The following is a 14,506-nucleotide window of genomic DNA, read 5'->3' as shown; positions in this document are numbered from 1 at the left end:
CCTGCGGAGTATCCGCCGCAGGGCCCCGTGAGACAGCTCCGCCTTGGCATCATGCAGTGGTTGCTTCGTGAACGACATTACTAGTGAGACCTCCACCACAGACGAGTGTGTGTATCGGCCAGGGACTGGTTGCCGTGCTGTGCCCCCCAGCTACCAGGGAAACATACCGTCCGGAAGGCTTCCTTGGGGTTTCCACAAGTCGCACACGGATGACTATCGGGCGACGTTGCCCCTCGTCGAGCGGAGGTGACGTTCGGTCAGCGAAGTGGAATATCCCGTATCCCCTCTGAGGGATATCGCACTCCCGTGATTACGGTCATATACTGACAGAAGATCACGCTGCGGCGCGACCGAAGGAAGCGATCAGGGCTCCAGATTGCCTCCGGTTACCTTCCCGTTAAAATTTCTGAGCCGGGTTGCGCGAGGGCAGGAGTTTCCCTCCTCGCTCCGTGGTCGTCACGCCCCATGCGCCCACTCGAAAGGGACCGAGGTGAGCGAAGTACGCCCCCGCAGTGAATCCGCCGACCGGGGTCGGAGACCCGCCCCCAGGCAGGAGCGGGCCATCCGCACCAGGGACCAGATCCTGCTGGCCGCGGGAGAGTTGTTCGCCGAGCGGGGGTACCGAGCGACGTCGGTGACCGAGGTGGCGCGCCGCGCCCGGCTGACCAAGGGGGCGGTCTACTTCCACTTCCCCTCCAAGGAGCGACTCGCCGTGGCCCTGGCCGAGGAGCATCACGCCCGCTGGTCGACCATGGTCGGCGCGGCGCAGGAGCGCGGCCTGAGCCCGATGGAGACCGTCGAGGCGATGCTGGAGGAGGCGTGCGTGGCGTTCCAGAGCGACCAGATGACCCAGGCGGTGTGCCGGCTCCAGCTCGAACGCCCCCGCCTCGACTGGCTGCCCACCCCCTACCTGCACTGGACCACGCTGCTGACCTCCCTGTTAACCGTGGCCAGCGCCGCCGGCGAACTCCGGCCCGGAGTGGACCCGGAGGCGGCGGCCCGCTGTCTCGTCGCCGCCTTCTTCGGCACGCAGCGCGTCTCCGACGCCCTCACCGGCCGGGAGGATCTCCCCCACCGGTGGCGGGAGACCCGCGACCTGCTGTTCCCCGCCCTGTGCGTATGAGGGGCGAGCCCGGGGCCCGCCCGCGCCCCCGCGCCGGTCGGGCCCTGCCCCGCCGGACCTAGTCCGCGTGCGCCGCGACCGTCCCGCCGTCCAGCACCTCCAGGCAGCGGTCCAGATATCCGAGGAACCGCCCCGCCTCTCCCGGTGTGAAGGCGTCGATCAACTTCCGTTCAACCCGCGTCACTTCCGCATCGGCCCGGCCGAGCAGTTCGCGACCGGAAACGGTCAACCGGCTCTCGAGAACGTGTTGGTGCAGCGGGTGCGGCGTGCGCTCCACCAGCCCGCGGTCCCCGAGCGTGCCCAGCACCGACGACATGGTCTGCGGAGTCACCATGCACCGGCGGGCGAGCGCGGCACCGGACAGCCCAGGCTCCCGGGCCAGCGCCAGAAGCACGTGGTACTGCGCCACGTTGATCTTGAAGAGGCGCAGAACGGAGTGCTTGGCCGAGACCAACTCCTGTTCGACCCGCTTGATGCGATGTCCTATGCGCTCGTGAACGGGGAGGGGCATGTCCACCACGGTAATGAGAGGGTTACCCGCGGGACAAGGCCGCGAAGCGTACGCCGAGCGCCCGGCGCCGCGGGTGGGAGTGACAGGGGCAACACAAAGCGTATCAACTCGACGGCGGATGACCAGGTCAGGCCGTCTCGTTCACAGGTCGACCACCATGTCGGAGCGGGCCACCGCCAGCGGTCCGGCGAAATGCTCGGCCGCCGCCCGGAGCGCCGCCTCCGGCGGGGTGCCGGGCCAGAGGTGATGCAACACCAGCCGCCGCGCGCCCGCCCGGGTGGCCTGCCGGGCCGCGTCCCCGGCGCTGGTCAGGAAGGCGGCGTCCGGCTCCGGCACCCGCTCCGGGTAGGTGGCCTCGGCCAGCAGCACCTCGGCGTCCCGGCCGAGTTCCACGACGCGCTCGCTCGGCCCCGTGTCGCCGGTGTACGCGAGCACCGCGCCGCCGGCGGACAGCCGGTAGCCGGCGTTGGGCCAGTGGTGCGGCAGATCGACCGTCGCGACCGCGAACGGGCCGACGCGGAACGCGGCGCCCGGCGTGAACTCCCGCAGCCGGTACGCCGACTCCAGCATGCCGGGCCGGTCGAGGGCGAGCACCGCGGTGAGCGCGTCGCGCGGCGCGTACACCGGGAGCGGCGGCGGTGGCCGCTCGGCCAGGGCCCGGGCGCGGAGCAGCGGGTTCAGGTCGGCACAGTGGTCCGGATGCCCGTGGGTGACCAGCACGGCGTCGAGCGCCGTGGCCGGCAGCCGCCGGAGCAGCCGAGGGAACGTCGCGTACCCCACGTCCAGCAACAGGCGGAAGCCGTCCCGCTCGACCAGGTACCCGCTGCACGCCTGGTCCGCCTCGGGCCAGGCGCCGCAGGCGCCGAGCACGGTGACCCGCACGGCGCGACTCAGACGACCGGGGCGGTGGGCCCGTCGGGGCGCTCCTGGCGACCCTGGAGCACCGGGGCGGTCAGCTCGGCCACCGACGCGTCGGGCAACCGGCGGAAGCCCTCCTCGGTGACCAGGGTGACCATCGGGTACAGGCGGCGGGTGAGATCGGGGCCGCCGGTCGCGGTGTCCTCCTCGGCCGCGTCGTACAGCGCCTGGAGCACCGCGGTGACGACCTCGTGCTCCGCCATGTCGGGGCGGTACAGCTTCTTCAGCGCGTTCCTGGCGAAGATCGATCCCGAGCCGGACCCGGCGACGTCCCGCTCCTCGTGGTACCCGCCGGTGACGTCGTAGGAGAAGATCCGACCGCGGCCGCCGGCCACGTCGTAGCCGGCGAACAGCGGGACGACGGCGAGACCCTGCATCGCCATGCCCAGGTTGTCCCGGATCATGGTGCTCAGCCGGTTGGCCTTGCCGACCAGCGACAGCGGGGTGCCCTCGACCTTCTCGTAGTGCTCGAGCTCCAGCTGGAACAGCCGGGTCATCTCCAGGGCCGGTCCCAGGCTGCCGGCTATCGCGACCACCGAGAACTCGTCCGCGGGAAACACCTTCTCGGCCTCCCGGTGGGCGATCATGCCGCCCGCCGTCACCCGCCGGTCGCCGGCCATCAGCACGCCGTCGGCGTACCGGGCGGCGATGATCGTCGTCCCGTGCGGGATGGTGTCGGCGGCCGGGACGGCGGCCGACGGACGGCTCGAGGGCAGCAGGTCGGGGGCCTGTTCGGCCAGGAAGTCCAGGAACGAGGACGAGCCGGGGGCGAGGAACGCCGGCGGCAACTCCCCCCAACCGGAGACGTCGACGGACACGGCTCTCCCCTTCCTTCCGCCCTCCTCAGGTGGACGGCGGCTCGCCGCCCATCGTAGGCGAGCACCCCGCTCCGCCGGGATGGGGCGGGAGGGTCGGGGCGGCCTAGAGGCCGACCGGCACCTCGGGCAGGTGCTCCCAGACCTGGCGCAGCGAGGTGTACGAGCGGTCGGGCAGCCGCCCGAGCAGTTCGCCCACCTCGGGGCGGGTGCCGGCGACCGCGGCGAGCATCGCCGGCCGGTCCACGACGCCGTGTTCGAAGAGCGGGCCGAGATGTTCCGCGATCTCCACCCGGGTGACGTCAGTCGTCATCGCTCGTACCTTCGGTCGAGGGGCGCGCGGCGCGCGCCGGCAGGCCCGGCAGGCCCATCAAGCCAGCCCTCGGCGTCGCGCTCGTGACGGGCGGGTGGCCGGCGCCGGGCGGCCCGGTGACCGCCCGTCGCCGGCGCCCGCCACGGGAGTGACGGCCGGGCGTGGGCCGGGCGGCGGGCCGGTCAACGGATGCGCGGAGGCGACGGGCCATGCAGTACGTTCCCTGCATGGCACAACCCGTGAAGTCCGTCCGCCCGCAGTCCTCGACGCAGCGCCTGAAGATGCGCCGCCAGTTGGCGGCCGCGGCGATGGAGCTTTTCGCGACGCGGGGGTACGCGGCCACCACGGTCGACGACATCGCGGCCGCCGCCGGGGTCGCCAGGCGCACCTTCTTCCGGCACTTCCGGTCCAAGGAGGAGGCGATCTTCCCGGACCACGACGACACCCTGGAGCGCGCGGAAGCGGTGCTGAGCGCCGCCCCGGACCACGAGAACCCCATCGACACGGTGTGCCGGGGCATCAAGGAGGTCATGAAGATGTACGCGGCCTCCCCCGCCGTCTCGGTGGAGCGGTACAAGCTGACCCGCGAGGTGCCCGCGCTGCGGGAGCGGGAGATCGCCTCGGTGGCCCGCTACGAGCGGCTGTTCACCCGCTATCTGCTGGCCCAGTTCGACGAGAGCTCGCACAACGGCGACGAACCGCTGCTCGCCGAGGTCGCCGCCTCCGCCGTGGTCACCGCGCACAACCACGTGCTGCGCCGCTGGCTGCGCCGCGACGGGCAGGGCGACGTGGAGGCCGAGCTCGACCACGCCTTCGCCATCGTCCGGCGCACCTTCGGCACGGTCCCCGCGTTGGCCGGCCGCACCCCCGTCCCGGCGGCCGTCGCCTCCTCGCACGGCGAGGTTCTGGTGACCGTGGCGCGCACCGACGCGCCGTTGAGCGAGGTCATGCGCACCATCGAGCGGGCGCTGCACGGCGGCTGAGCCGGCGACCCGGCCGGCCGCCGCGTCGAGGCGCTCCGCACCGCCCCACCGGCTCACCCCCAGGAGGATCGGCCCCGTGAACGACCCCGACCCCACGCCCGTCCCCGGTACCGTCCGTGCGGCGCGCCCCCGCCGCTCCTGCCTGGCGGTGCCCGGCAGCAACCCCCGGTTCCTGGAGAAGGCCCAGGGGCTGCCCGCCGACCAGGTCTTCCTCGACCTGGAGGACGCGGTCGCCCCGCTGGCCAAGGAGGACGCCCGGCGCGCGGTGGTCGAGGCGCTCAACGAGGGCGAGTGGGGCGCGAGGACCCGGGTGGTGCGGGTGAACGACTGGACCACCGCCTGGACCTACCGGGACGTCATCGCCGTCGTCGAGGGCGCCGGGGCGAACCTGGACTGCCTGATGCTGCCCAAGGTGCGGGACGCCGCCCAGATCCGCGCCCTCGACCTGCTGGTGACCCAGCTGGAGCGGGCCAACGGCCTGCCCGTCGGCCGGATCGGCGTGGAGGCGCAGATCGAGAGCGCCGCGGGACTGGTGCACGTGGACGAGATCGCCGCGGCCTCGCCCCGGCTGGAGACCATCGTGTTCGGCCCCGCCGACCTCATGGCGTCGATCAACATGCGCACGCTGGTCGTCGGCGAGCAGCCGCCCGGCTATCCGGCCGACGCCTACCACTACGTTCTGATGCGGATTCTGATGGCCGCCCGCGCGCACGACCTGCAGGCCATCGACGGGCCCTATCTCCGGGTCAGGGACGTGGAGGGGTTCCGCACGGCGGCCCGCCGCTCCGCCGCGCTCGGCTTCGACGGCAAGTGGGTGCTGCACCCGGACCAGATCGCCGCGGCCAACGAGGTCTACTCGCCCACGCAGGAGGACTACGACCGCGCCGAGCAGATCCTCGACGCCTACGCGCACGCGACCTCCGCGGCGGGCGGTTCGGTCGGGGCGGCGATGCTCGGCGACGAGATGATCGACGAGGCCAGCCGCAAGATGGCGCTGGTGATCGCCGGAAAGGGACGCGCCGCGGGGCTGCGCCGCGGCACCGCTCCGCCGACTCCCCCGGACCCGCCGGCGGCCGGAGCCGGAAAGTGATCATCGCGCGAAGGCCGTTGAGGTAGTACCGTGGCATGAACTGAATAGGCACGAATGTCCGCTCGGGGCATGTCCGGCTTTGGCCCCACCCTTCCTGGCATATGCCCCGCCCGGAGCACGGATCCGAAGGACCCCGCCCAGGTCACAAGTGGTGGGCAGTTGTGGCCGTGACCGGCCCGCTGGCTTGCCGAGTTGCGCCCTGGCACCTATAGCATTCCCGTAGCCGCCCCGCTGCGTAAGGTGCGGTTTCCCCGCTACGAAGGTCTCCCATGCCACACCGCTCATCTCCCCTACCCGGCGGCCGGGTGCGGCTGGCCCGCGGTGCCTCACCGTGGCTGCTGCCCACCGTGGCCGCCGCCGGCCTCAGCCTGGCCCGCGCCCGTCGCTCCGGGCGCTGGGCCGCGGCCGCCGTCCCCACCACCGCGCTGGCCGCAGCCATGCTGTGGTTCTTCCGCGACCCCGAGCGCGAGATCGGCCTGGGCAGAGTCATCTCGCCGGCCGACGGCGTGGTGCAGAGCATCATGCCGTGGCAGGACGGACGCACCCGGGTGGCGATCTTCATGAGCCCGCTCAACGTCCACGTGAACCGCGCCCCGGTGGCGGGCACGGTGACCTCCGTCGAGCACGTCCCCGGCGGGTACGTGCCGGCGTTCGACAAGGAGAGCGAGAACAACGAGCGGGTCGTCTGGCGCCTGGACAGCGAGCTCGGCGAGCTGGAGATGGTGCAGATCGCCGGCGCGGTGGCCCGGCGCATCGTCCCCTACGTGACGCAGGGCACCAAGGTCGAGCAGGGCGACCGGATCGGCCTGATCCGCTTCGGCTCGCGCGTCGACGTCTACCTCCCGCAGGGCGTCGAGCCCGCGGTCGAGGTCGGCGAACACACGACGGCGGGGGTGACGCGCCTTGACCGTGATTGACCGCAAGCTCGGCCGCACGGCCCGCTCGCTCTGGGCGTCGGAGGCGGGCCGGGCGGACGACTACGACGATCTCGACGACTTCGACGACCAGGACGACGACGGCGACCTGCCGCTGTCCATGCGGCTGTCGATAGCGGACACGCTCACCCTGTCCAACGCGACCTGCGGCTTCCTGGCCGTCTACTTCACCACCACCGGCGTGCTCATCCCGCACCTGACCGACAGCGGCGACGCCGGCGTGGTCAGGAACAACGCGGCCACCGCCGTGCTGCTGATGCTGCTGGCGTCGGTCTTCGACCTGTTCGACGGCCTGGTCGCGCGCAAGCTGCGCAGCTCAGCCATGGGCGCCGAGCTGGACAACCTCTCCGACCTGATCAGCTTCGGCCTGGCCCCCGCGTACTTCGTGCTGGTGTGGGGGATGGTGGTCGGCGACGTGCACGAGCCGCTCTCCGCCCTCGCCGCGATCATGGTCCTGTTGGCCGTCGTGCTGCGGCTCGCGAGATTCTCCTGCGTGTCCACGCCCGACGGGGTCTTCCAGGGCATGCCGAGCCCGTTCGGGGCGCTGACGGTGGTGTCCATCGTGCTGCTCGAGCTGCCCTTCACGCCGACGCTGCTGGCGATCCTCGGGGTGGCCTGGCTGATGGTGAGCCGCGTGGAGTACCCCAAGCCGCGCGGCCCGCTGGCCGGCGCCATGCTCGGCTGGATCCTGCTCAGCATGGCCCTCCTGGCGGCCTGGGCCTTCGACGCACCGGGCGGCGAGCTGCTGCTGCAGACCGGCTGCTCGCTCCAGCTGGTGCTGGGCGCGGTGATCCCGCTGTTCGCGACGGCCCGCCGGGTCAACGCCTTCCGCGACCACCGCCGCGAGCTGCGGGCCGGCGCCGAGTCCTGACGGGGCTCGCGACGGGTCCGGCGGGGCCTGGCGGGTCCGGACGGCGCGGGCGCCGGGCCCGGGGCGTGGGCCCCGGCCGGTTTGTCGGCGGTCCGTAGCAGAATGAGCGGCATGGAGTTCACGAAGCAGGGACACTCCTGCGTCCGGCTCACCAAGGGTGGGCGAAGCCTGGTCATCGACCCCGGCGCGTTCAGCGAGGAGACGGCCGCGGCCGGCGCCGAGGCCGTGCTGGTCACCCACGAGCACCCGGACCACTGGGACGAGGGGCGGGTGCGGGCCGCCCTGGACGCCGATCCGGCGGCCGAGCTCTGGGCGCCGGCCAGCGTCGCCGAGCAGGTCTCCGCCGCGTATCCGGGCCGGGTCCACGTGGTCGGCGACGGGGACACCTTCGAGGCCGCGGGCTTCGACGTCGAGGTGCACGGCGAGCTGCACGCGGTGATCCATCCCGACCTGCCGCGCATCGCCAACGTCGGGTTCGCGGTGGACGCCGGCGCGCTCTTCCATCCCGGGGACGCCCTCACCGACCCCGGCCGCCCCGTGCACACCCTGCTGCTCCCCGTGCACGCTCCGTGGAACAAGTTCTCCGAGATCGTGGACTACGTCCGGCAGCTCGCCCCGCGGCGGGCCCTGGCCATCCACGACGCCCTGCTCTCCGACGTCGGCCACCTCGTCTACGGTCGTAACCTCGGCCCCCAGGGGCCGGGGCTCGGCGACGCGGAGTTCGCGCGGCTGGTCCCCGGCGAGTCCACCACCCTCTGACCTCCCACGGCGCCCGCCCCGGGCCCGAGAACGCGCGAGCCGAGAAGAGACCGTCATGCGCATCGCCACCTGGAACATCAACTCGATACTGGTTCGGCTCCCCCGACTGCTGGCCTGGCTGGAGCGCACCGAGACCGACGTGCTCTGCCTCCAGGAGCTCAAGTGCGGCCCCGAGGCGTTCCCGGCCGAGCCGCTGCGCGAGGCCGGATACGAGGCGGCCGTGCACGCCGCCGGCCGGTGGAACGGCGTGGCGGTGCTCTCCCGGGTCGGGCTGGAGTCGGTCGAGACCGGCCTGCTCGACACCCCGGCGTACGACGACGCCGTCGAGCCGCGGGCGGTGGCCGCCACCTGCGGCGGCGTCCGGGTCTGGTCGGTGTACGTGCCGAACGGCCGGGAGGTGGGCCACCCGCACTACGCGTACAAGCTGCGCTGGTTCTCCGCGCTCTCCGCCACGGTGGCCAAGGACGCCGCGGGGAACGCGCCCTTCGCGGTGCTCGGCGACTTCAACGTGGCGCCCACCGACGACGACGTCTGGGACCTGGCGCAGTTCGCCGAGTCCACCCACGTCACCGAGGCCGAGCGCGCGGCGCTGGCCGCGCTGCGCGACACCGGACTGACCGACGTCGTGCCCCGACCGCTGAAGTACGCGCACCCGTTCACCTACTGGGACTACCGGCAGCTCTGCTTCCCGAAGAACCGCGGCATGCGCATCGACCTGGTCTACGGCAACGAGCCGTTCGCCGAGGCGGTCAGGGACGCCTACGTGGATCGCGAGGAGCGCAAGGGCAAGGGCGCCTCCGACCACGCCCCCGTCGTGGTGGATCTCGACGTGTGAACGTGGGATGTCCGGGGCAGCGGCGTTGATGAACGCAACATGGCCACACGTTGCCCCCGGTTGCCGCGTGCCTGTGGTGCACGGGGGGTGTGGGATGGGAGCCTGGACCTATGAACATCCCTTTCCTGGACAACTGGCGCAAGCGGCCCGACGACAGCGCGAGCGACGCTTGGCCGGATCCCGAAGGGGTGGCCCAGCTGCTCTCCGAGTGCGAACTGCTGCGCACTCGCGCGCACAGTGCCGGCGTGGAACTGGACGACACGGCCGACTCCCTGGACGCCCTGGACCAGTTGCAGCCACGCTGGCGGGACGATCCCGAGGAGCTGCCCTGGCTGGGCAACGACGCCGGTCTGTACCTGGGCACCGTGATCATGCACACCGTGCCGGGCTCGCGCTGGGGCCCCGGACCTGACGGCCCGGTCGTGGTGATGGCCTCGGGCCGGGAGGTCGACGTGGTCGCGATGGGTCAGGAGTGGGCGGACACCGGCGCTCCCCAGCTGTCCCAGGTGTACGCGGAGGTCGCCGAGTTCTAGGGCGCCGAGCTTCAGGGGCCGAGCTCCAGGAGCCGAACTCCGGGGCGCCGCGACCGGGGCCTAGCCGCCCAGGTCGATCGCGTACTCCAGCCGCCAGCGGTCGCCGAGCACCACCGTGTCGGAGGTCTCCACCGGGCGGTCGTGGCCGTCGTAGTGGGTGCGCTCGACGGCGGTGACGCACTGGCCCGCCGAGCAGCCGAGCGCCTCGGCTTCCGGGCTGGTGGCCGGCCGCGAGCCGACGACCTCGCGCGCCCTGACGACCCGGATGCCGATCGCCGCGAACCGCCCGCGCACCCCCTGCCGGGCGTAGGGGCCGCGTTCCGGAAAGACCACCTCGGTCCCCTCGGTGAGCGCCAACGGCTCCCAGCTGGTGGCCAGTTGGAGAGGACGCCGATCGGCCAGGTACTCGTACTGGGTGCACATCACCCGCTCCCCGGGGCGGACGCCGAGCCGCTCGGCGATCAGCGGCGGCGCCACGGTGGAGGTGGAGGTGGCCTCCCAGGCCAGCTCCGGCTGGCCGTTGAGCTGGTGGTGGAGACGTATCCGGGCGGCCAGGGGCGAGTCCACGGCGCCGGAGGACCGCACCAGCGCGCCGAGCGGCGCCCGGTCGCTGACGAACACCCCGCGGCCGAACTGCCCCGTGGCGTACCCGGCGGCCTTCAACACCCGCACGGCCCGGTCCACCGTCTGATCGCTCGCCGCGTACGTCCGCTTCAACTCGGCCCGGGACGGTATCCGCGCCCCGACCCCGATCATCCCCTCGTCGATCTGCTGTCGTAGGTCGTCGGCGATCCTCTGGTACACCGGCCGGGTGTCGCCCATCCCGTCTCCTCTCCGTACGCTCCCACTCGTACGTACCCCGGGACCAGGCTACGTCACTCGGTGTCAAATATCCTTACTCGTGGTGAGCTTTGGCTGAGGGGTGGTGGCGGTCCGTGTCACGTCCTTCACCAGTTCCACCACATCCGGTCCGTACGCCTGGGAGTTGACCACCTTCAGCAGCAGGCAGAAGTTGCCGTGCGAACCGTGCTTGCGGGCCAGCCTGGTGTGATGCTTCGCGAGGTACCGCGCGGCGGCCTGCTGGGTGATGGACCGCTGCCCGCAGGCCAGGAAGACCGGCCGGCCCTGCTGTCCCGCGGTGAGCCGGGCCAGCAGCACGTGCTCCTCGGAACCGTTGACCAGCCGGTAGCGCTCGCTGCCGATCACGAACGCGCCCCGGTCGGGACCGGGGTCGGCGTCGGTGTTGACCGAGACGCCCGGCAGCAGCGAGTGCAGATGGGCGGCCATCCGCCGGTTCGCGACCGGGCCGCCGACGCAGAACTCGGTCCGCTCGCCGAAGCTCTGCTGGGCGCTCTCCCCGGATATCACCTGGGCCTTCGCCCGGCAGTACTTGATCACCGCGGACAGTTCGAGCAGCGCGAAGACGTCGTTGCGCGCCACCGAGCCGTCGGTGCCGGTGTCCCGGCTGACGACCAGCACACACTCGGAGTTGTCGGGCAGGCCGAAGAACTCCTGGAGGCGGCGCAACGAGCGCTCCGAGAAGTAGCTGCGGGCGAACCAGCCGAGGGCCATCGCGGCCACGGCGGTGGCCACCACGGCGATGAGAAGCGTGCGCAGGTCTTCGTCCATGGCCGGGGAGCCTACCGGCGCCGGCAGACACCGCACAGTGCCCGGCAGGTTCCCGGGGCCGCCCCGACCCGGCCCGCCGGCTCGGCCAAACGCCGGATCAGCCGCCGGAGCCGAAGCCGTCCACCGTCGCGTCGATCGCGTCGGCCAGCGGCAGATCCGCGTCGGTGACGGCGCGCACCGAGCGGGTGTGCAGCACGAAGGTGACCTCGCCGGGGCCGACCCGGTACTCGAACCGGCCCAGGCCCCGGGTGTCGCGGCGCATCCGGCGCAGCAGCGGGACGATGCGGTCCGCCGGGAGCCGGACAGTGCGGGCGATCCCGCGGAGGTCGCCGGCCCAGTCGGGTCGGTCGCGCAGCGCCCGGCGCAGCTCGTCGTCGGTCAGCGGGGCCGGCGCGGGGGTGTCCGGGTGCCGGCGGGCGGGGTCCGCGGCCGGCACAGCGGCGAACAGCTCGGCGAGGTCCCGCGGCAGGTGGCCGCGGAGCTCGTCCGTGACCCCCGGCTCGGCGGAGCGCAGCGTGCCCAGCACCGTGCCGGCCAGATAGCGGGCCCGTTCGGGCGGCGCGTCCAGATGGGTGCCGACGTCCCTGAGGAACTCGGCCGCGCCCCCGTCCCGGCGCGGCCCGACGGCGAAGGCGGCGTCCCGGTCGGCGGGCGGCAGCACCCGTTCCAGGCGGCCCCGGTCCGCCGGGGCGAGCCGCAGCGTGAGGTCCGCCAGCACGGTCCTGGCCACGTGGTCGGCCTCCTTGGCCCGGCCGAGCCCAGCCCGGTCGGCGACGGTTTCCACCAGCCACTCGTGCCTGATCATGGCCGCCGAGTGCCCGACGGACCCGAACGGAAAACCCGTCGCGCGCCGATGCCGGGCGCGGGGTCGGCGGCCGGGTAGTCAGGTGTCATGCCCGAGGTACTGATCGCGGGGGTGTGGGGGGCGGTGGCCGGCTCGGCGCTCCTGCTGGGCGCGCTGGTCGGCTACGCCGTGCGGGTGCCGCAGTGGCTGGTCGCGGCGGTGATGGCGTTCGGGGCCGGCGTGCTGTTCTCCGCGGTGTCCTTCGAGCTGGTCGCCGAGGCGTACGACCAGGCCGGGATCGGCCCGGCGGTGCTCGGCACGGTCGTCGGCGCGCTGGCCTACACGGCGGGGAACGCCGTGCTGGTGCGGCGGGGCGCGGGGCACCGGAAGCGGTCGGGGCGGGGCACCGGCGGCGCCCAGGCCTCGGAGTCGCAGCAGGCCGGGTCCGGGCTGGCGCTGGCGCTGGGCGCGCTGCTGGACGGGGTGCCCGAGTCGGCGGTGATCGGCGTCAGCCTGCTGGACGGCGGCGTGGTCAGCCTGGTGACGGTGCTGGCGGTGTTCCTCAGCAACGTGCCGGAGGGTCTGTCCAGCTCCGCCGGCATGCGCGCCGCCGGGCGCCCCGGCGGCTACGTCTTCGGCGTCTGGGGCACGATCGCGGCCGCCGGCACCGGCTCCGCCGTGCTCGGCTACGCCGTCGTCGGCGAGCTGCCGCTCTCGGTCCAGGCGGCGGTGACCGCGGCCGCCGCGGGCGCCATCATCGCCATGATCACGGACACCATGATCCCGGAGGCGGTCGCCGAGTCGCGCCTCGCCATCGGGCTGGTCGTCGTGTGCGGCTATCTGGTGTCCTTCGCCCTCTCGCACGCCTGAGCCCGCGCGTTCAGAGGCCTGAACGCGCGGCGCCATCGCGCGCCTACGCCCGGTAAGCGCTTTCGGTAAATCCTGGAAATGTTGCAGCACGTCAGAGGGTTGACCCGCCCCCGGCCCACTTCTACTGTGCTGACGGTTTATGCAGATGAAGACGATTCATGTATTTGAACGGAGCCGCGATGTCGAGATCGCCTTCCGCCCGGGTCCCTGCGGCCGTGCTGGCCACCGTCGCGCTCCTGGGCGGCCTGACCGCCTGCGGATCGGACGACGAGGGGTCGGGTGACGGTGGCGGCGCGCTCGAGGTGTGGACGCGCAGCGCCGACGCCCCGGCAGCGACGTACGAGAAGGTCTTCGAGGCCTTCACCGAACAGACCGGCATCGAGGTGAACTACCAGCCGGTCGTCGAGTTCGACACCCAGATCCAGGGCCGGGCGGCCGACCGCGACCTGCCCGACGTCTTCATCAACGACAGCGGCGCCCTGGGCACCTACGTCTCGCAGGGCTGGGTGGTGCCGGTCGAGCGCGAGTCCATAGCCGGCAACGCCGACATATCCGACGCCAACTGGCAGGCCACCCAGGGCCTGGACGGCGAGTACTACGGCGTGCCGTTCTCCCGGCAGGCGTTCGTGACGATGGTGCGCAAGGACTGGCGCGAGAGCCTCGGCATGGAGGTGCCCGAGACCTGGGAGGAGCTGACCGCGCTGGCCGACGCCTTCGCCACCCAGGACCCCGACGGGAACGGCGAGGACGACACGTACGGCATGGTGGTGCCGGGCACCACCGAGCGCGGCTACCTGTCCTGGTGGGGCTCCAGCTACATCTGGCAGGGCGGCGGCGACTTCGTCACCGAGGCCGGCGACGGCACCTTCGAGCCCGCCTTCGACTCGCCGGGGACGATCGAGGCGGTCGAGTGGATCAAGGAGCAGTTCTGCACGCCGGGGCACGTCCAGCCGAACGCGCTGACCTCGACCACCCTGGACTCTCGCCAGTTCAACAACGGTGAGGCCGGGATCTACCTGACCGGCCCCTACAACATGGCCGCCTACGACCAGGAGCCGGGCGAGGACGTCTACGAGGTGATCCCCACCCCGGCGGGCCCGGCCGGCACCACCACCCTGGCCGAGGGCGAGAACATCTACCTCGCCGCAGGCTCCGACCAGACGGACGCGCAGCGGCAGCTGGCCGAGTTCCTGATCTCGCCCGAGGCCCAGGAGATCGCGATGGCCCTGGACGAGCAGACCGAGCCGGTGGTCCGGCTGCCCGTCAACACCACCATGGACGCCGGCGAACTGCGCGACGACGAGCGCTGGGACCTGGTGCAGCAGCAGTACGACGAGAACTCGAAGGTCTTCCCCTCGGCCATCGACTTCACCCCGATCCGTCAGGTGACCGCCGAGGGCCTCAACGCGATCATGTCGGACTGCGACAGCGACGTGGCCGAGGGCGTGGCCGGGATCGAGGAGGACATCGCCAGCGAGCTCGAGGCGCAGGACCTCCTGCCGTGAGCTCACCCACCGTCGAACGCCCCCCGGCCAAG

17 protein-coding genes are annotated in these 14,506 nt (G+C 72.5%); 10 read left to right on the top strand and 7 right to left on the bottom strand.

Annotation, left to right across the window (positions count from 1 at the left end; all coding sequences use genetic code 11):
• Positions 1-490: 490 nt before the first annotated feature.
• On the top strand, positions 491-1,123 hold the full coding sequence (locus ABGB06_RS27795) for a ScbR family autoregulator-binding transcription factor (protein ID WP_347594274.1): 633 nt from the start codon (positions 491-493) through the stop codon (positions 1,121-1,123).
• Between the two features lie 58 nt (positions 1,124-1,181).
• Here ABGB06_RS27795 and ABGB06_RS27790 read toward each other — a convergent pair whose 3' ends face one another.
• The 4 genes from ABGB06_RS27790 to ABGB06_RS27775 all read right to left on the bottom strand — a co-directional run bounded on the left by ABGB06_RS27790 (position 1,182) and on the right by ABGB06_RS27775 (position 3,680).
• Positions 1,182-1,634, bottom strand: coding sequence for a MarR family transcriptional regulator (locus ABGB06_RS27790; RefSeq protein ID WP_347594272.1), 453 nt, complete (start codon positions 1,632-1,634; stop codon positions 1,182-1,184).
• A gap of 141 nt (positions 1,635-1,775) precedes the next feature.
• Positions 1,776-2,516: an MBL fold metallo-hydrolase gene (locus ABGB06_RS27785; RefSeq protein WP_347594270.1), complete on the bottom strand. Its 741-nt coding sequence runs from the start codon at positions 2,514-2,516 to the stop codon at positions 1,776-1,778.
• Between the two features lie 8 nt (positions 2,517-2,524).
• Positions 2,525-3,370: a proteasome subunit beta gene (gene prcB / locus ABGB06_RS27780; protein WP_347594268.1), complete on the bottom strand. Its 846-nt coding sequence runs from the start codon at positions 3,368-3,370 to the stop codon at positions 2,525-2,527.
• Between the two features lie 103 nt (positions 3,371-3,473).
• Positions 3,474-3,680, bottom strand: a complete 207-nt coding sequence (locus ABGB06_RS27775) for a hypothetical protein (protein WP_347594266.1) — start codon at positions 3,678-3,680, stop codon at positions 3,474-3,476.
• A 209-nt stretch (positions 3,681-3,889) separates the two neighbouring features.
• Here ABGB06_RS27775 and ABGB06_RS27770 point away from each other — a divergent pair, with 209 nt between their 5' ends.
• The 7 genes from ABGB06_RS27770 (at position 3,890) to ABGB06_RS27740 (ending at position 9,686) form a co-directional block, all read left to right on the top strand.
• On the top strand, positions 3,890-4,663 hold the full coding sequence (locus ABGB06_RS27770) for a TetR family transcriptional regulator (protein WP_347594264.1): 774 nt from the start codon (positions 3,890-3,892) through the stop codon (positions 4,661-4,663).
• Between the two features lie 76 nt (positions 4,664-4,739).
• A complete protein-coding gene (locus ABGB06_RS27765; RefSeq protein ID WP_347594262.1) occupies positions 4,740-5,753 on the top strand; it encodes a CoA ester lyase in 1,014 nt (337 codons plus the stop codon).
• Between the two features lie 269 nt (positions 5,754-6,022).
• A complete protein-coding gene (locus ABGB06_RS27760; protein ID WP_347594260.1) occupies positions 6,023-6,670 on the top strand; it encodes a phosphatidylserine decarboxylase in 648 nt (215 codons plus the stop codon).
• Positions 6,671-6,788: 118 nt separating this feature from the next.
• Entirely contained in the window at positions 6,789-7,559 is a 771-nt protein-coding gene (gene pssA, locus ABGB06_RS27755; RefSeq protein ID WP_347594560.1) for a CDP-diacylglycerol--serine O-phosphatidyltransferase, read from the top strand.
• 111 nt (positions 7,560-7,670) lie between these two features.
• A complete protein-coding gene (locus ABGB06_RS27750) occupies positions 7,671-8,318 on the top strand; it encodes an MBL fold metallo-hydrolase (RefSeq protein WP_347594258.1) in 648 nt (215 codons plus the stop codon).
• Positions 8,319-8,373: 55 nt separating this feature from the next.
• Positions 8,374-9,153, top strand: a complete 780-nt coding sequence (locus ABGB06_RS27745; protein WP_347594256.1) for an exodeoxyribonuclease III — start codon at positions 8,374-8,376, stop codon at positions 9,151-9,153.
• A gap of 110 nt (positions 9,154-9,263) precedes the next feature.
• Complete coding sequence (locus ABGB06_RS27740; RefSeq protein ID WP_347594254.1) at positions 9,264-9,686, top strand: DUF6278 family protein; 423 nt, start codon at positions 9,264-9,266, stop codon at positions 9,684-9,686.
• Positions 9,687-9,746: 60 nt separating this feature from the next.
• Here the strand turns inward: ABGB06_RS27740 and ABGB06_RS27735 are convergent, their stop codons facing one another.
• From ABGB06_RS27735 to ABGB06_RS27725, 3 genes are all read right to left on the bottom strand, one after another.
• Positions 9,747-10,508, bottom strand: a complete 762-nt coding sequence (locus tag ABGB06_RS27735) for a GntR family transcriptional regulator (RefSeq protein WP_347594252.1) — start codon at positions 10,506-10,508, stop codon at positions 9,747-9,749.
• Between the two features lie 63 nt (positions 10,509-10,571).
• On the bottom strand, positions 10,572-11,315 hold the full coding sequence (locus ABGB06_RS27730) for a hypothetical protein (protein WP_347594250.1): 744 nt from the start codon (positions 11,313-11,315) through the stop codon (positions 10,572-10,574).
• Between the two features lie 97 nt (positions 11,316-11,412).
• Positions 11,413-12,120: a DUF2267 domain-containing protein gene (locus tag ABGB06_RS27725; RefSeq protein ID WP_347594248.1), complete on the bottom strand. Its 708-nt coding sequence runs from the start codon at positions 12,118-12,120 to the stop codon at positions 11,413-11,415.
• An 87-nt stretch (positions 12,121-12,207) separates the two neighbouring features.
• Between ABGB06_RS27725 and ABGB06_RS27720 the strand changes: the two genes are divergently transcribed.
• Positions 12,208-12,969: a ZIP family zinc transporter gene (locus ABGB06_RS27720; protein WP_347594246.1), complete on the top strand. Its 762-nt coding sequence runs from the start codon at positions 12,208-12,210 to the stop codon at positions 12,967-12,969.
• A 179-nt stretch (positions 12,970-13,148) separates the two neighbouring features.
• Positions 13,149-14,474 (top strand): extracellular solute-binding protein, encoded by a 1,326-nt coding sequence (locus ABGB06_RS27715; protein ID WP_347594244.1) that lies wholly within the window; start codon positions 13,149-13,151, stop codon positions 14,472-14,474.
• Positions 14,475-14,506: the final 32 nt, after the last annotated feature.

The organism is Streptomyces sp. B6B3, from assembly GCF_039871525.1.
Classification (GTDB): domain Bacteria; phylum Actinomycetota; class Actinomycetes; order Streptomycetales; family Streptomycetaceae; genus Streptomyces.
Note: the sequence above shows the minus strand (reverse complement) of the source record. Positions and strands in the feature narration are given on the sequence as shown.